The organism is Caulobacter sp. GW821-FHT12D05 (assembly GCF_058807295.1).
This window is the reverse complement of the sequence record NZ_JBXAQO010000004.1, coordinates 389,488-404,394: the sequence shown is the minus strand read 5'-3', so window position 1 is coordinate 404,394 and position 14,907 is coordinate 389,488. Positions and strand designations below refer to the sequence as shown.

The following is a 14,907-nucleotide window of genomic DNA, read 5'->3' as shown; positions in this document are numbered from 1 at the left end:
CTTTAGAAGGCGTCGCCCTTAGGCTTCGCCTTCCTCCGTGGTGGCGGCGGCCTTCTTAGGGGCGGCCTTCTTCTTCGGGGCGGCTTCGGCGGCCGGCTCGGCGGCGACGTCAGCAGCCTTCGGAGCCTTGGCGGCCTTCTTCGGAGCGGCCGGAGCAGCTTCCGAAGCGGTCGGGATCGTCGCCGGAACGGCGGCGTCGCCGAGGCCACGAGCGCGAGCGTTCAGGATGACCTTCGGGGTCAGGTCGATAGCGCCTTCCCACTTGGCTTCCAGGCCAGCGCCGACGACCGACGTGACGCGCACGACGGATTCGAATTGGCGGTGACCGCGGGTGCGGCGATAGCCCTGGCGACGGATCTTCTTGAAGATCTTCACCTTCTCACCCTTGCGGGTTTCGAGCAGGGTCCCGGAGACGACAGCGCCGTCCACGGTAGGGGCGCCGACCGTCACGGCCTCGCCTTCGCCAAGCATCAGGACTTCACCGAAGGCCACGGCAGCGCCGGGTTCACCTTCGAGCTTTTCGACAACCAGCAGGTCGCCGGCTTGAACCCGGTACTGCTTGCCGCCGGTTTTGATCACCGCGTACATAGGTTAGCGCCTTAAAAACGTGCGTTCGCAAAATAGGGATCGCCCGCTCGGAAACCCGGCGGGCGAAGAGGGCGCGACTTATACAGCCGCAGGGCGGAGAGTCAACGCCGTCCCCGAGGATTCACCGGCCGTTGCGAAGGAAACACGACAAGATCGTCGGAACCCCCTGGGTTGTTACTTTATAACGCGCTATATGCCGTGACGTGAACTCGACCTTCTTCACTTCCATCGCCGTCACCGGCTTCGCGGTGGCCTTCCTGCATGCGGCCCTGCCGACGCACTGGCTGCCGTTCGTGCTGGTTGGTCGCGCCCAGAAATGGTCCACGGGCCGCACCCTGGGCGTCACGCTGCTGGCGGGTCTGGGCCATGTGGGCCTGACCATCGCCCTGGGCCTGGCCCTGGTCGTCGCGGGCCTGGCGCTGGAGCCCAAGCTGGGCGGCCTGTTCCACTGGGTGGTCGGCGGCCTGATGGTCGCCGTGGGTCTCTTCTATATAGCGCGAGGGCGCCACAACCACGCGCTGCCGGAAGCCAGCCGGCGGACCTACGGCTCGGACCGCGCGGCGATCATCGCCCTGGTCACCCTGCTGACGCTGTCGCCCTGCGAGGCCTTCCTGCCCTACTATCTGGCCGGCATGCAGCACGGCTGGCAGGCCTTCCTGGTGCTGAGCGCGGTGCTGATGGCCGCCACCTCGGCCGGCATGCTGATCTTCACCAGCCTGTCGCTGGCCGGCTTCAAGCGCCTGGGCCTGCAGTGGGTCGAGCGGTACGAGGAGACCATCCTGGGCGGGGCCCTGGTCGTGGTCGGCCTGGCGGTGGCATTCTTCAAGACGTAAGCGGCTTTCACTCTGCGTCACGGCCTCCTAAATAGCGGCCATGACCCAAGCCTCCTCGAAAATCCCCGTCACCGTGCTGACCGGCTATCTCGGCGCCGGCAAGACCACGCTGCTCAACCGCATCCTCACCGAGGAGCACGGCAAGAAGTACGCCGTGATCGTCAACGAGTTCGGCGAGGTCGGCATCGACAATGACCTGGTGGTCGGCGCGGACGAGGAAGTGTTCGAGATGAACAACGGCTGCGTCTGCTGCACGGTGCGCGGCGACCTGATCCGCGTCCTGCAAGGCCTGATGAAGCGCAAGGGCGGCTTCGACGCCATCATCGTCGAGACGACGGGTCTGGCTGACCCCGGCCCGGTGGCTCAGACCTTCTTCGTCGACGATGACGTGAAGGCCCGCACGGCGCTGGATTCGGTCACCGCCGTGGTCGACGCCAAGCACATCATGCTGCGCCTCTCCGACAGCAAGGAAGCGGTCGAGCAGATCGCCTTCGCCGACCAGATCGTGCTGAACAAGACGGATCTCGTCTCGGAAGACGACCTGCGCCACGTCGAGTCGCGCATCCGCCGCATCAACCCGCTGGCCCCGATCCACCGCGCCCAGCGCTCCAACGTTCCGCTGGACGCCATCCTGGGCAAGCACAGCTTCGACCTGGAGCGGATCACCGAGCTGGAGCCGTCGTTCCTGAACCCGGCCCACGGCGAGGCCGGCCATGTGCACGACGAGCACTGCGGCCACGATCACGGCCACCATCATCATGACCACGACCATGTGCATGACGAACACTGCGGTCATGACCACCATCACCACGATCATGATCATGGCCACGCCAGCGCGATCCACGACGACGGCGTGAAGGGCATCTCCCTGACCCTGGACAAGCCGGTCGACGGCCAAAAGATCACCGCCTGGCTCAACGAGCTGCTGGCCAAGCGCGGCCCGGACATCCTGCGCGCCAAGGGCATCATCGACGTGAAGGGCGAGAACAAGCGTCTCGTCTTCCAGGCCGTGCACATGATCCTGGAAGGCGACTTCCAGCGCGAATGGACCGACAAGGACAAGCGCTACAGCCGCATGGTCTTCATCGGCCGTGACCTGGACGAAGCCGAGTTGAAAGCCGGCTTCGAGGCGACGGCGGCTTAGGGAAAGGAAGATCCTCCCCCTAGCGGGGGAGGTGTCGACGAAGTCGACGGAGGGGGAAGAGGCCGGATCGCCCGCTGTTCCCCCTCCGGCCTTCGGCCGCCTCCCCCACGGGGGGAGGATCCGGACATACGAAAAAGCCCCGGAACTTGCGTTCCGGGGCTTTCGTGTTTTTGGCTGTCGCCGAAGCTGCTTAGTGCAGGTCTTCGTTGATCAGGCCGACCTTGAACCAGCCCGCGGTCTGCAGTTGGTTCAGCACGCCCATGAAGTCGGCGTACAGCACGTCGGCGTCGGCGCGGATCATGACGCGCTGATCGTCCTTCGGGCCGGCTTGGCCGGTCGCGGCGAACTTGGCGTTCAGATCGGCTTCCAGGCCGTCGAGGCTGGTCTGCTTGTCGGCGATGAAGATCGCGCCCGACTTTTGGATCGAGATGAAGACCGGTTCCTTCGGCTTCTCGTTCGTCAGGTTCGGAACTGCCGGCGGCAGGTCGATCTTGATCGAAGTCACGGCCATCGGCACGGCGACCATGAAGATGATCAGCAGCACCAGCAGGATGTCCACGAAGGGCGTGACGTTGATTTCGGAATTCTGGCCCAGCGAATAACGGCCACCGCCGCCGCCAGCAAGTTTAGCCGCCATAGCCTGACTGTCTCCCAGAAGGTCGCGCCGCTCGGGGCGCGCCTGAAATGTCGTTACCTAGCCACGTCTGGCGCAGACGGGCGCGGAAGTAAAGCCCGACGACGCGCCGCAATGGCAACCCCTTTTCGAGTCTTTTTTGTCGAACGCCGTTCGAACAGGCGCCTTGCAGGGTTTGGCTTCGCGTGCGGCGCGAAACGCACCGGCAAGGCGGGCTTTCTGAAAGAGTCTGGTCGTCGGGGCCTGCGTGTCTTATCTCGCGCGCATGATCTTTTCTTTCGACGCCTTCGTCACCGACGCCCTGTTCGACCGCTCCGGCCGGGCCATGTTCGCCCTGGGCGACGGCACAGTCCGCCTCCAGACCGAGGACGGATTCGTCACGGTCGAGGCTCACGGCGGGGCCGTTCTGGCCGCCGCTGTGCACCCCAGCGGCAATGGCGTCGTCACCGGCGGCGACGACGGCAAGGTCGTCTGGAGCCGAATCGAGGGCGGTGAGGTCGTCGCCTCGCTGATCGCCGAGGTGAAGAACCGCTGGATCGAGCACGTGGCGACCAGCGCCGCCTCTGGCCTGATCGCCTTCACGGCCGGCAAGGAGGTCCATGTCCGCGACGCCGCCGACCCGGCCTTCACGCGCACCTTCACCCACGAGAAGACGGTGTCGGGCCTGGCCTTCGAGCCCAAGGGCCGCCGCCTGGCCTCCGCTTCCTATGGCGGCGCCTATCTCTGGTACGCCCGCATCGCCGACCAGAAGCCGACTCTCTTGAAGTGGGCCGGCAGCCACATCGCCACGACCTTCAGCCCGGACGGCAAGTTCCTGATCTCGTCGATGCAGGAAAACCAGCTGCACGGCTGGCGTCTGTCGGACGGCAAGGACATGCGGATGGGCGGCTATCCGTCCAAGATCAAGAGCGTGGCCTTCTTCGATAAGGGCAACCTCTTGACCACGGCCGGCGCCTCGGGCGCGGTCATCTGGCCGTTCGCCGGCGCCAATGGCCCGATGGGCAAGGAAGCCGCCGAGATCGGTTTCTCGCGTGATTCGATGGTCGTCCGGGTGGCGGGCATCGACCAGCATCCGGTGTGCTTCGCCGCCCAGGACAACGGCAAGATCTGGGCCGCCCACATGCGCAACGGCCGCATCGAGACGGTGAAGGCCGAGAAGGGCGCCTCCATCAGCGCCCTGTCGACCAGCGCCGACGGCAAGTGGCTGGCCTGGGGCGACGAAGACGGCGAAGCCGGCGTCATCGCCATCCCGGACATCAGCGGCCCGCGCGAGTTCGCGGGCTAAAAGCCCTTCAGCTCGGCCCATTCCTCGAACGGGGCCCGCTGGGAGCGGAAGTTGTTCACCGGCGCGGCCTCGTCGCGATAGCCCAGGGCCATGCCGGAGAACAGCATGTGGCCCTCGGGCAGGCCGACATGGTCGTCGACGATCTTGTTGTAGTGCGACCAGAACTCCTGCGGGCAGGTGTCCAGGCCGCGCTCGATCGCCAGCAGCATGAAGGTCTGCATCAGCATGCCGACGTCGCTCCATTGCGGCGGGCCGCAGCGGCGATCGATCGAGAAGAACAGCTGCACCGGCGCGCCGAAACCCTGGCCGTTGGTCGAGAACCACTGCAGGCGCTGCAGCTTGTCCTCGCGCGGGATGCCCAGCGCGCCGTACATGTCCTCGCCGACCTGGAAGCGGCGGCTGCGCAGCGGCTCCCACAGGTTGGCTGGATAGACGTCGTATTCGGTGGGGTCGGGCGCGGCGACGCGGGCCAGCATGGTGGCCTTCAGCTTTGCCAGCGGCTCGCCCGAGATGGCTTGCACCCGCCAAGGCTGAAGATTGCCGCCGGACGGGGCGCGGGCGGCGGCTTCCAGGAGCTCGCGGACCAGCGCGCCGTCGACCGGATCGGGCTTGAAGGCGCGCACCGACATGCGGCGGTTGACGGCGTCGATCACGTCCATCGAAGGCTCCCTTAAACCCGTGTATCTATCTATCGTGACAGCGACGGTTAGCATCCGTCCGTCGGGTAAAGACAAGTAGGACTCTCAAGGGGCGTTTCGTGCGGCGGCTTCTGCGAAATATCGCGCTGGCTCTGTTCATCGTGCTGGTGGCCGGACCGGTGGTGACGGTGATTCTCTATCGTTTCGTCCCGCCGCCGGTGACGCCGCTGATGGTGATCCGGGCGGTCGAGGGGCGGGGCCTGGACCATCGCTGGCGCGGGATCGACAAGGTCGCCCCGGCCCTGCCGCGCGCCCTGATCGCGGCCGAGGATTCGCGCTTCTGCGAGCACCACGGCTTCGACTTCAACGCCCTGCAGAAGGCCTATGCCAATAACGAGGCCGGCAAGAAGATCCGCGGCGGCTCAACCATCAGCCAGCAGACGGCCAAGAACGTCTTCCTGTGGCCGGGCCGCAGCTACATCCGCAAGGGCCTGGAGGCTTGGTTCACGGTGCTGATCGAGGTGCTGTGGGGCAAGGAGCGGATCATGGAGGTCTATCTGAACTCCATCGAGTTCGGCTCGGGCATCTATGGCGCCCAGGCCGCCGCCCAGCGCTATTTCGGCGTTGACGCCGACCAGCTGACCCAGGCCCAGGCCTCGCGCCTGGCGGCCATCCTGCCCAGTCCGCTGAAGTGGAAGGTGATCAAGCCCGGCAAGTACGTGGCGCGGCGCACCCAGAAGATCGGCAAGGCCTCGGGCGCGGTGCGCCGCACGGGCCTGGCCGAGTGCGTGGGCTAGCCGCGCATGCCCAGGCCCGCGTCGGCGTTAGCCGCGCATGCCTAGGAAGGCGAAGTAGCCGCCCTGCGGGTCCTTGGCGTTGACCACGAAAGCGCCGCCGGGGACCTCCATCGGGCCCATCAGGATTTCGCCGCCGTTGGCTTTCACCCGCTCGATCGCCGAGTCCACGCCATCGACGCCGAAGTAATAGAGCCAGTAGGGACCGTTCGGCAGGTCGGGATTGTTGAACAAGCCGGCGAACGCCTGGTCCAGGCCGACGGTCTGGTAGGTTCCCATCTCGCCCATGTCGACGGCGTCGTGCTTCTTCCAGCCGAACAGGCCGGCATAGACGTCGAAGGCCTTTTCCCAGTCGGTCGCGTGCAATTCGGCCCAGGCCAGCGAGCCGGGCGACATCGGCTCGGGACGCGGCGGCGGCGTGGTCGGCGCGCCCTTGAACAGCACGAACATCGCGCCCTGCGGGTCGGCGACGACCGCGAAGCGGCCGACATCGGGGATGTCCTGCGGGGCCTTGTGGACTTGGCCGCCGGCGGCCTCGACCTTCTTGGCGAAGGCGTCCACGTCATCGACGGCGATATAGCCCAGCCAGCCGGGCGGTACGCCCTGCATCTCCAGCATGCCGCCGACGTGGATGTCGCCCGGGGCCTTGAAGATCGTGTACGGACCGGCCGGCCCAGACGACATCTCGGACGTCCAGCCGATGACCTTTTGATAGAAGTCGCCGGCCGCCTTGGTGTCGGTCGTGACCAGCTCAAACCAGCAGAAGTCGTTGGCCATGGGGGTTTCTCTCAATGGGGAGGGCAGTGCTTCGACGAAGGCGCTCCAGGATCGGATCATGCGGCGCTACAGCAGCCGGACTTCGGCGCGCTCTCGTACTCGTCGTGGCGACGGATGAAGTCCATGTCGCCCTCCTCGTTGCGGCCCAGCGGGGCGCGGTCGAGGATCATCATCGTGCCCAGCAGGTCCTCGGCCCCGCGGGCATAGGTCGAATAGGTGTGGAACACCTGGCCGGCCTCGTCGCGATAGAAGGCCGACAGGCCCGGCAGCTCGTCATTGGCCTGGGCGACGGGGATGTCGACATAGCCGTAGTTCACCGTCTCGCCGGCCAGTTCGTCCGGCGTGAACGAGACGCGGAAGTCGTGGTTGAAGTCGCTGCCGGCCGCCGACACCCACGGAAAGCGCCAGCCCATGCGGTGCTTGTAGGCCGTGATCTTGTCCAGCGGCGCGCGCGAGGCGGCGATCAGGGTGACGTCGTGATTGTTGAGGTGCGGCAGGGTCCCGTCCAGGTGATCGGCCAGGAACGAGCAGCCGGGACAGCCCGCCTCCCAGTCCGGCCCGAACATGAAGTGGTAGACCATCAACTGGCTGCGGCCGTCGAACAGCTGGGCCAGGGTCTTCTGACCGGCGTCGGTGTCGAAGACATAGTTCTTGGTCAGCTTGACCCAGGGCAGGGCTAGGCGCTCGCGGTTCAGGGCGTCCAGCGCGCGGGTGTGGGCCTTCTCCTTGGCCAGCAGGGCGCGGCGCGCTTGCAGCCACTCTTCTTGAGAAACGACCGCGTGCGGCATCGCGTCCTCCGTAAGCTGAACGGTTTTGGCTTGACTAATAACGTTGATATCAACATAAATTTCGCATGTCAAAGCCGGCAGTGATTCCCGCTGACTCGAGCGTCTCGTACGCGACCACGATCCACGTCCGCGACACCTGCCTGTGCCTGCACGTGCAGCGCGCCGCCCGCGCCCTGGCCCGCCGCTTCGACGACGCCCTGCGGCCGGTGGGCCTGACCAATGGCCAGTTCTCGCTCTTGATGTCGCTGAACCGGCCCGAGCCGGCGGGCATGGGCGGCGTTGCGAGCCTGCTGGCCATGGACCGCACCACCCTGACGGCGGCGCTGAAGCCGTTGTTGCGGCGGGGGCTGCTGATCGTCGAGCCGGATCCAAAGGACCGCCGTGGCCGCGTGCTCAGCCTGACCGGCGCCGGGCGGGCGGTGCTGGCCCAGGCCGTGCCGATCTGGACGCGCGAGCACGGCCAGCTCGACGAGGAGCTGGCCGGGGGCAGTGGCGTCCTGCGCGATGGCCTGAGGAAGCTGGCCTAGAGCCCGATGGTCTTGAGATAGGCCTCGACCTTGGCCTCGTCGCCAGCCTGGCCGACCGTCGCGATGTAACCGTCGGGACGCACCAGCACGAAGCCGCCGGGCGGCAGGCCGTAGGCGTCAGCGAGCCAGCCCTCCGTGTCCGTCAGATCCGCGAAGACGAGGCCGGGGCGCGAGGCGATCGGGCTTTCGCCCAGCACCGTCCAGTGCGGACCGGCCAGAACCTCGAACACCCGCTGATCGCCGCACGGCGCATCCGGCGCGCGGTCGCCCGGCGCGACCTTGGCCTCGACGCCCAGGTCCAGCGACAGGGTCGAGCCCTCGTAGCCGAGATCCAGCTGCCGGGCCTCGCGGCCGCGCTTCATGCCTTGCTTGGTCATGGCCTTGGCCAGGAGCTCCGTGGACAGGCCCAGCACCCCGGCGGCGATCGGGCGACGCTCGGCTTCGTAGGTATCGATCAGGCTTTCGGGCGCGCCGGCCAATACGGCGGAGAGCTTCCAACCCAGATTGTAGGCGTCCTGGATGCTGGTGTTCAGGCCCTGGCCGCCGGTTGGCGGATGGATGTGGGCCGCATCGCCGGCCAGCAGCACGCGGCCGACCCGATAACGGTCGGCGAGGCGGGCGTTGAGGCCATAGACCGAGGCCCAGAACACCTCGTGGACGACGATGTCGTCGTGACCCGTCCGTTCACGGATCAAGGCGTTGAGGCCTTCGACGGTCAGGCCCGCCTCGCCTTGCGCCGGAGCATGGCCCTGGATCTGGAAGAGGTCGGTTCCGGCCAGCGGGCAGAACGACACCTGGGCCGTCTCGCGCGTCCCGAAAACGTGCCAGGCCTCGCGCGTCAGGCCGGTCAGCCGTGTGTCGGCGACCATGGCCAGGCCCGGCATGGTCTTGCCAGGGAGGCCGATGTCCAGGGCGTGGCGCACGAAGCTGCGGCCGCCATCGGCCCCGACCAACCAGCGGGCGCGGATAGTCCGGCCGTCGGCCAGGGTCGCGGTGACGCCCTCGGCGTCCTGGTCGATGCCGGTCAGCTCGGCGCCGTACTCCGGCGTATGGCCAAGGTCGGCCAGGCGCTGGCGCAGGATGGTCTCGGTCAGGAACTGCGGCAGCATCAGCGGCGCGGCGTAGGGCTCGGCCGGGGTGGGCGTCGCGCCCTCGCCGATGGCCGTCTCCTCGAAGCCGCCGTCGGGGGCGTAGTTGCGCACCGGCGGATAGGGGCCGCCCGTCGCCAGCATCGGCGCCAGGACGCCCAGGTCCTCGAACACCTCCAGGCTGCGAGGCTGGAGGCCCTTGCCGCGTGAGCCTTGGAACGGATGCGGCGCCTTGTCGATCAGGCGGAAGGCGACGCCCCGGCGGGCCAGGTCGATGGCCAGGGTCAGGCCGGCCGGACCGGCGCCGGCGATCAGTACGCCGGTCGTCTCTTGGGGCGTGAAAGCTTGGGTCATCCGGATTTCCTTTGTGTGCGTTGTGCACACATTTTGTGTGCAAAAGGCACATAAATCTGAGGCTGGACGACGTCAAGAAAGAATGTGCAAAATGCACGGATGAAATCCGAACTTCGCGACATTCACGCGGCGATGATGGACCTCGCCGGCTTCCTCAATCGCCCCCAGGCCGACGACATGCTGCTGCGCGAGGCCGGCGTGTCGCTGGACCGGGCGCTGTTCCCCTTGCTGGGGCGGATCGGGAAGAAGGGACCGATCGGCGTGGTCGAGCTGGCCGATCTGGCCGGCCGCGACCACTCGGTCGTCAGTCGTCAGGTCGCCAAGCTGGAGAGCCTGGGCCTGGTCGAGCGCCGCCCCGGCGCGGCCGACAAGCGAGTGCGCGAAGCGGTGGTGACGGAGAAGGGCGCCGAGTTGGTCGAGCGGCTTGACGCCGCGCGCCAGCGGCTGGTCGGTCCGATGATGGCCAGTTGGAGCGACCAGGAGCTCAAGGACCTGGCGCGGCTGCTGCGCAAGTTCGTCGACGGCGCGAACGAGGCGTTGAAGGCCTAGTGGGCCCGCCCTCGTCCTTCGACAGGCTCAGGATGAGGACTATTTTGAGCGTCGCATTAGAAACCTCATCCTGAGCTTGTCGAAGGACGAGGTTTCGGGCCCTCAGTCGACGGCCAGGATCACGTCCGACGCGGCGATGCGCGCCTCGACCTTCGCGCCGACGGGCAGCGCCCAGGCAGCATCGTCCGGTTTCAAGGTCGCGGTCAGAGTCTTTCCCGCCGCCAGAGCGATCGTCACCTCGGCCGATGCCTCGCCGGCTTCGCGATCGACGATCTCGCCGGCCAGACGGTTGTCGCCGTCGCCTTCGCCGATCCGTACGAAGCTGGACTTGATCAGGGCGATGGCCTGACGGCCGGGCGCGAGGTCCAGATCCTCGACGCTGCGGCGCGTGATCGACGAACGCAGCGACAGGTCTTCGCCCAGCGACAGGGTCACGACCGCCGTGACGCCATCGCCCTCGACCGCCGTGACCACACCGCGCAGAGCGTTGCGGGCGCTGGTGCGCAGGCCCAGACTCCAGAGCAGTTCAGCGTCGCCCGAGAGATCCGCCTCCAACCTTGCGAAGGCCGCGCCGACCTCGCGCTCGGCGGCGCGGAAGGCGCGGATCACGGCTTGGCCGCGCGGGGTGACCTCGGCCATCCCGCCGCTCTTGCCGCCCGGCGCGGCGCTGACCAGCGGCGCGTCGAACAGGTTGTTCAGGGCCTGCACCCCGTCCCAGGCGCCCTTGTACGAAAGATCGACCTGTTTAGCGGCGGCGCTGATCGAGCCCAGGGCCGCGACGGCTTCCAACAGGGCGATGCGCTCCAGCCCCACGCGGGCCAAGCCGCCGCGCTTGAGGATCAGGGAGGCGCTGAAATCGTCTTCGCGAGCCACTGTTTCACCGTTATGCATGGGAGCTACATAACCGCAGCGCCCCAATAGGATTACCAGATGATCGCCCGCCGTCCGATGCTGATCGCCGCGCTTCTGTCCCTGACGCTGGGCGGGACTGCCTTCGCCGGCGAGACCAAGGTGGCCGTGGCCGCCAACTTCACGGAAGCGGCCAAGGAGATCGCGGCGAAGTTCAAGGCCAAGACCGGCCATGACGCGACCTTGAGCTTCGGCTCCTCGGGCCAATTCTACACCCAGATCGCCAACGGCGCGCCGTTCGAGGTCTTCCTGTCGGCCGACGTCGAGCGCCCGCAGAAGGCCGAGGCCGAGGGCCTGGCGGTTCCCGGTTCGCGCTTCACCTACGCCACCGGCCGACTGGTGCTCTATAGCAAGACGCCGGGTCTCGTTGACGGGAAGGGCAAGGTGCTCACCACCGGCAAGTTCGAGAAGCTGTCGATCGCCGATCCCAAGGCCGCGCCCTATGGCCAGGCGGCGATCGAGACCTTGACCAAGCTGAAGCTGTACGACACGCTGAAGCCCAAGATCGTGCAGGGCTCGTCGATCACCCAGGCCTTCCAGTACGTCCAGACCGGCGCGGCCGAGCTGGGCTTCGTAGCCCTGTCGCAGGTGATCACCGAGCAGGGCGGCTCGCGCTGGGTCGTGCCGGCGGCCAACCACACCCCGATCGAGCAGCAGGCCGTGCTGCTGAAGACGGGCGCCAACAGCGAGGCCGCCAAGGCCTTCGTGGCGTTCCTGAAGAGCGGCGACGCCAAGGCGATCATCAAGCGCTACGGCTACGAGGTCCGCTAGGCCAAATGGATCAGGGCATGACGGAGGTCCTGTGGCTGACGGGCAAGCTGGCGGGGATCACCACGATCCTGCTGCTGCTCGTCGCCACGCCGCTGTCCTGGTGGCTGGCGCGCGGGCGCTCGGCCCTACGCACGCCGGTGACCGCCCTGGTCGCCCTGCCGATCGTGCTGCCGCCGACGGTGCTGGGCTTCTACCTGCTGATCGCCCTGGGGCCGAAGAGCCCACTGATGGTGCTCTTCCAGCCGTTCGGCATCCGGACCCTGGCCTTCACCTTCGAGGGCCTCGTCATCGGCTCGTTGATCTATTCCCTGCCGTTCGCCGTGCAGCCGTTGCGCAACGCCTTTCTGGCCATTGGCGATGAGCCGCTGGAGGCCGCCGCCTGCCTGGGCGCCTCGCCGTGGCAGCGCTTCTGGCGTGTGGCCCTGCCGCTGGCCATCCCCGGCTATGTCGCCGCCGCAATCCTGGTCTTCGCCCATACGGTCGGCGAGTTCGGCGTGGTCATGATGCTGGGCGGCAATATCCCGGGCGAGACCACGGTGCTGTCGACCGAGATCTACCGCCTGGTCGAGGGGCTGGAGTGGGGCGAGGCGCACCGCCTGTCGCTGCTGCTGCTGGCCTTCGCCTTCGTGGTGCTGTTCACCCTGCTGGGTCTGGAGGCCCGCTCGAAGATCCTGCTGCGCACCCGGACCTAAAAGAGCGAGCGCGACGTTGGGGAACGCCGCGCTCGAGGTAACCGAGATTAGGAAGGTGCTCAGAACTTCCAGGTGAGCGACGCACCATAGGTCGTGGGCTTGCCGGGGAAGCGGACCACCACGTTGGCGTTGCTGCTGACGGCGCTCCAATAATATTCGTTGGTGATGTTGCGGCCCCAGATCGACAGGTCCCAGCCCTTGTCCGGCGCGCCGATGCCGAGGCTGGCGTTCAGCATGCCGTAGCTGTCGATCACGAACAGCGGATTGCCCTCCAGATCGGCGTAGGACTTGTCCTGCCAGCGGCCGTTCAGGGCCGCGTTCAGCTCCAGGCCGTCGCCGACCGGCTGCTTGAACAGCGCCGTCAGACCGCCCTGGAACTTGGGGCTGTACAGGAACGGCCGGCCGTCGAAGCTCTGAGACTGACCGGCGGCGTTGATGCCGGTGTAGCCCTTCACCTCGGTGTGCAGCAGGGTCGCCGAGGCGATCAGGGTCAGGGCCCGGCTGGCGCGCCAGGTGATGTCGCCGTCGAAGCCATAGGCTTCGCCATTGGGCACGTTGGCCAGGCGCGACAGGGCCGTATAGATCGGGTCGGCGAAGTACACCGACAGCTGCTTGTCGGTGTAATCGTAATAGAAGGCCGACAGGTTGGCCTGCACCCGGCGGTCCAGCAGCCCGGCCTTCACCCCCACCTCGTAGGCGGTCAGCAGTTCCTGCGTCGCCGGGGCGTTCTGGGTCGAGATGTTGGCGGCGTTGATTGGGGTCGCCCCGGCCTTGGCCCCACGCGAGATCGAGCCGTAGACCAGCACGTCCTCGGCCGCCTGCCAGTCCAGCGCCGCGCGCCAGGCGATGTTGTCCTCGTCCAGCTTGGACTTCACGAAGCCGAAGCTCTTGGTCGCCGGGTCGAAGGTGTTGCAGCCGCCTTGGGTGATCGGCGCCACCAGGCCGTAGGCGGCGGCGAACAGCGCGCGGTTCACGACATTGACGTTCACCAGCATCGAGCCGCCGACGTCGCGCGAGCAGCCGATATAGTCCTGCTTGTCCTGGCTGTAGCGGATGCCCAGGGTCAGCTTCAGATTATCCGCCAGGCGGTGGTCGGCGTTGGCGAACAGGCTCCAGGTCTTGGTCTCGATATTGCCGACGTCCTCATAGGTGCGGAACGCCTGGCTCATCTGCAGGGCGGTGTAGCCGAAGCTGTTGAACGGCGTGGCCAGCAGGGTCGAGCCGACATAGCGGATCGTGCCGACATTGGCGTTCTGGCCCAGCAGGGTGCGGTTGCTGTCATAGATCTTGTCGCGGGCGATATAGCCGCCGACCAACCACGAGCCCTTGTCGGTGACGCCCTCCAGGTGCAGCTCCTCGGCGAACGACTTGATGTCGCCGTGGGCCTTCTGGATCAGCACCTCGTAGGGCGCGCCGCTCCAGTCGAAGACGGCCTTGCGCTCCAGGCGGTTGAAGCTGGTCAGCGATACGAGGCGGGCCTTGTCGGCGACGTCCCACGAGACCTTCAGCTTGCCGGCATGGAACTGGTCGTTCTCGCGCAGCGGATCCTTGATGCCCAGGCCGACGCCGATGTCGGCGCCGCGCACGGCCAGCGGGGCCCAGTCGGCCTGGCTGGCCTTGGTCGGCTTGTTGGCGGCGATGTAGCTGACAAGGCCCGGCGCGTTGAACGGGCTGGCGGCGGTGGCGGGGGTGAAGCCGATGCCTTGGGCCGCGACGGTGTCGGACTTGTTGCGCCAGCCGGAGTAGCTGGCCTCGACCTCGACCTTGTCGGTGGGCTGCATGGCCAGGGACAGGCGCCAGCCGTCGCGGCGCACCTTGCCCAGGCGCTCGCCGCGGCTGTTGCTGATCTGCCAGCCCTTGTCGCTGCGCTCGGAGCGGAACGCGGCCCGGCCCTGGACGCGGTCGCCCAGGCCGCCGCTGACATAGCCTTCGAGGTTGTAGGTCTTGTAGTTGCCGGCCTCGGCGGTCAGCGAGCCCTCGAACTGGTCAGTCGGCTTGGCGGTGACGAAGTCGATCAGGCCGGCGGTGGTGTTGCGGCCGTAGAGGGTGCCCTGCGGGCCCTTCAGCACCTCGACGCGCTCCAGGTCGAAGACCGGGCCGGTGTTCATGAACGGATAGGCGTAGGCGACCTCGTCCCAGTAGGTGCCGACGGTCGAGGTGGCCGACAGGTTGATGGTGTTAAAGCCGATGCCGCGCAGCGTGTAGGTCGGCACGCCCTGGTAGCTCTGGCTGACCGTGAAGCTGGGGGCGACGGTGGTCAGGTCCTTGGGGTCGGTGACCCGCAGCTGCTGCAGGGCCGCGCCGCTGAACGCCTGGATCGGCATGCCGACGCTGTTGGCGGTCTCCTCGCGACGCTGGGCCGTGACCACCAGGGTGTCGATCGTCAGGCTTTCTTCCTGTTTCGGCGGCGTGGTCTGGGCCATGGCGGGGACCGCCATCAGCAGGGCGAGCGCCGACACGCTCATGGTCAGGCGCGTAGGTCCTGGCATCCGTCTTACCTCCCTCTGGCCATGCCTGCATCGGGCCTGGCTTTGAA

At 67.1% G+C, this 14,907-nt stretch carries 16 protein-coding genes and 1 pseudogene; 8 read left to right on the top strand and 9 right to left on the bottom strand.

Annotation, left to right across the window (positions count from 1 at the left end; translation table 11 throughout):
* Positions 1–18: 18 nt before the first annotated feature.
* On the bottom strand, positions 19–588 hold the full coding sequence (gene rplU, locus AC1RRR_RS20030) for a 50S ribosomal protein L21 (RefSeq protein WP_492815638.1): 570 nt from the start codon (positions 586–588) through the stop codon (positions 19–21).
* 203 nt (positions 589–791) lie between these two features.
* Here rplU and AC1RRR_RS20025 point away from each other — a divergent pair, with 203 nt between their 5' ends.
* Both AC1RRR_RS20025 and AC1RRR_RS20020 read left to right on the top strand, forming a co-directional pair.
* Positions 792–1,421 (top strand): hypothetical protein, encoded by a 630-nt coding sequence (locus tag AC1RRR_RS20025; protein ID WP_492815637.1) that lies wholly within the window; start codon positions 792–794, stop codon positions 1,419–1,421.
* A gap of 40 nt (positions 1,422–1,461) precedes the next feature.
* Entirely contained in the window at positions 1,462–2,565 is a 1,104-nt protein-coding gene (locus AC1RRR_RS20020; protein WP_492815636.1) for a CobW family GTP-binding protein, read from the top strand.
* 9 nt (positions 2,566–2,574) lie between these two features.
* Here AC1RRR_RS20020 and AC1RRR_RS20015 read toward each other — a convergent pair.
* Together AC1RRR_RS20015 and AC1RRR_RS20010 are read right to left on the bottom strand one after the other, a co-directional pair.
* A pseudogene (locus AC1RRR_RS20015) lies at positions 2,575–2,679 on the bottom strand (hypothetical protein); the annotation flags it as partial.
* Between the two features lie 76 nt (positions 2,680–2,755).
* Positions 2,756–3,202: a biopolymer transporter ExbD gene (locus tag AC1RRR_RS20010; RefSeq protein WP_492815635.1), complete on the bottom strand. Its 447-nt coding sequence runs from the start codon at positions 3,200–3,202 to the stop codon at positions 2,756–2,758.
* Positions 3,203–3,464: 262 nt separating this feature from the next.
* On the opposite strand from AC1RRR_RS20010, the gene AC1RRR_RS20005 reads away from it, so the two are divergent.
* A complete protein-coding gene (locus tag AC1RRR_RS20005) occupies positions 3,465–4,484 on the top strand; it encodes a WD40 repeat domain-containing protein (RefSeq protein WP_492816572.1) in 1,020 nt (339 codons plus the stop codon).
* Here the strand turns inward: AC1RRR_RS20005 and AC1RRR_RS20000 are convergent.
* Positions 4,481–5,143 carry a nitroreductase gene (locus AC1RRR_RS20000; RefSeq protein ID WP_492815634.1) on the bottom strand — a complete coding sequence of 221 codons (663 nt, stop codon included), beginning with the start codon at positions 5,141–5,143 and terminating at the stop codon, positions 4,481–4,483. The two genes, AC1RRR_RS20005 and AC1RRR_RS20000, sit on opposite strands and share 4 nt — an antisense overlap.
* 98 nt (positions 5,144–5,241) lie before the next feature.
* Here AC1RRR_RS20000 and mtgA point away from each other — a divergent pair, with 98 nt between their 5' ends.
* A complete protein-coding gene (gene mtgA, locus AC1RRR_RS19995; protein WP_492815633.1) occupies positions 5,242–5,919 on the top strand; it encodes a monofunctional biosynthetic peptidoglycan transglycosylase in 678 nt (225 codons plus the stop codon).
* Positions 5,920–5,946: 27 nt separating this feature from the next.
* Here mtgA and AC1RRR_RS19990 read toward each other — a convergent pair whose 3' ends face one another.
* The gene (locus AC1RRR_RS19990) at positions 5,947–6,693 is read right to left on the bottom strand and encodes a VOC family protein (RefSeq protein WP_492815632.1); all 747 of its coding nucleotides are present in this window, start codon (positions 6,691–6,693) and stop codon (positions 5,947–5,949) included.
* Between the two features lie 56 nt (positions 6,694–6,749).
* The gene (locus tag AC1RRR_RS19985; protein ID WP_492815631.1) at positions 6,750–7,481 is read right to left on the bottom strand and encodes a DUF899 domain-containing protein; all 732 of its coding nucleotides are present in this window, start codon (positions 7,479–7,481) and stop codon (positions 6,750–6,752) included.
* A gap of 65 nt (positions 7,482–7,546) precedes the next feature.
* Here AC1RRR_RS19985 and AC1RRR_RS19980 point away from each other — a divergent pair, with 65 nt between their 5' ends.
* Positions 7,547–8,008, top strand: a complete 462-nt coding sequence (locus tag AC1RRR_RS19980) for a MarR family winged helix-turn-helix transcriptional regulator (RefSeq protein WP_492815630.1) — start codon at positions 7,547–7,549, stop codon at positions 8,006–8,008.
* Here the strand turns inward: AC1RRR_RS19980 and AC1RRR_RS19975 are convergent.
* Entirely contained in the window at positions 8,005–9,450 is a 1,446-nt protein-coding gene (locus tag AC1RRR_RS19975; protein ID WP_492815629.1) for an FAD-dependent oxidoreductase, read from the bottom strand. The genes AC1RRR_RS19980 and AC1RRR_RS19975 overlap by 4 nt on opposite strands.
* Before the next feature lie 99 nt (positions 9,451–9,549).
* On the opposite strand from AC1RRR_RS19975, the gene AC1RRR_RS19970 reads away from it, so the two are divergent.
* Complete coding sequence (locus tag AC1RRR_RS19970) at positions 9,550–9,999, top strand: MarR family winged helix-turn-helix transcriptional regulator (RefSeq protein WP_492815628.1); 450 nt, start codon at positions 9,550–9,552, stop codon at positions 9,997–9,999.
* A gap of 102 nt (positions 10,000–10,101) precedes the next feature.
* Here AC1RRR_RS19970 and AC1RRR_RS19965 read toward each other — a convergent pair whose 3' ends face one another.
* Positions 10,102–10,872: a TOBE domain-containing protein gene (locus AC1RRR_RS19965; protein WP_492815627.1), complete on the bottom strand. Its 771-nt coding sequence runs from the start codon at positions 10,870–10,872 to the stop codon at positions 10,102–10,104.
* A 57-nt stretch (positions 10,873–10,929) separates the two neighbouring features.
* On the opposite strand from AC1RRR_RS19965, the gene modA reads away from it, so the two are divergent.
* Complete coding sequence (modA, locus tag AC1RRR_RS19960; RefSeq protein WP_492815626.1) at positions 10,930–11,679, top strand: molybdate ABC transporter substrate-binding protein; 750 nt, start codon at positions 10,930–10,932, stop codon at positions 11,677–11,679.
* Between the two features lie 17 nt (positions 11,680–11,696).
* Positions 11,697–12,371 (top strand): molybdate ABC transporter permease subunit, encoded by a 675-nt coding sequence (gene modB / locus AC1RRR_RS19955; RefSeq protein ID WP_492815625.1) that lies wholly within the window; start codon positions 11,697–11,699, stop codon positions 12,369–12,371.
* Between the two features lie 59 nt (positions 12,372–12,430).
* Here the strand turns inward: modB and AC1RRR_RS19950 are convergent, their stop codons facing one another.
* Complete coding sequence (locus tag AC1RRR_RS19950; RefSeq protein WP_492815624.1) at positions 12,431–14,860, bottom strand: TonB-dependent receptor; 2,430 nt, start codon at positions 14,858–14,860, stop codon at positions 12,431–12,433.
* Between the last annotated feature and the right edge of the window lie 47 nt (positions 14,861–14,907).

Coding starts and splice junctions, on each gene's coding strand:
- rplU (WP_492815638.1), bottom strand. CDS start 588: ATGTACGCGGTGATCAAAACCGGCGGCAAGCAGTACCGGGTTCAAGCC.
- AC1RRR_RS20020 (WP_492815636.1), top strand. CDS start 1,462: ATGACCCAAGCCTCCTCGAAAATCCCCGTCACCGTGCTGACCGGCTAT.
- AC1RRR_RS20010 (WP_492815635.1), bottom strand. CDS start 3,202: ATGGCGGCTAAACTTGCTGGCGGCGGCGGTGGCCGTTATTCGCTGGGC.
- AC1RRR_RS20005 (WP_492816572.1), top strand. CDS start 3,465: ATGATCTTTTCTTTCGACGCCTTCGTCACCGACGCCCTGTTCGACCGC.
- AC1RRR_RS20000 (WP_492815634.1), bottom strand. CDS start 5,143: ATGGACGTGATCGACGCCGTCAACCGCCGCATGTCGGTGCGCGCCTTC.
- AC1RRR_RS19990 (WP_492815632.1), bottom strand. CDS start 6,693: ATGGCCAACGACTTCTGCTGGTTTGAGCTGGTCACGACCGACACCAAG.
- AC1RRR_RS19985 (WP_492815631.1), bottom strand. CDS start 7,481: ATGCCGCACGCGGTCGTTTCTCAAGAAGAGTGGCTGCAAGCGCGCCGC.
- AC1RRR_RS19980 (WP_492815630.1), top strand. CDS start 7,547: ATGTCAAAGCCGGCAGTGATTCCCGCTGACTCGAGCGTCTCGTACGCG.
- AC1RRR_RS19975 (WP_492815629.1), bottom strand. CDS start 9,450: ATGACCCAAGCTTTCACGCCCCAAGAGACGACCGGCGTACTGATCGCC.
- AC1RRR_RS19970 (WP_492815628.1), top strand. CDS start 9,550: ATGAAATCCGAACTTCGCGACATTCACGCGGCGATGATGGACCTCGCC.
- modA (WP_492815626.1), top strand. CDS start 10,930: ATGATCGCCCGCCGTCCGATGCTGATCGCCGCGCTTCTGTCCCTGACG.
- modB (WP_492815625.1), top strand. CDS start 11,697: ATGACGGAGGTCCTGTGGCTGACGGGCAAGCTGGCGGGGATCACCACG.
- AC1RRR_RS19950 (WP_492815624.1), bottom strand. CDS start 14,860: ATGCCAGGACCTACGCGCCTGACCATGAGCGTGTCGGCGCTCGCCCTG.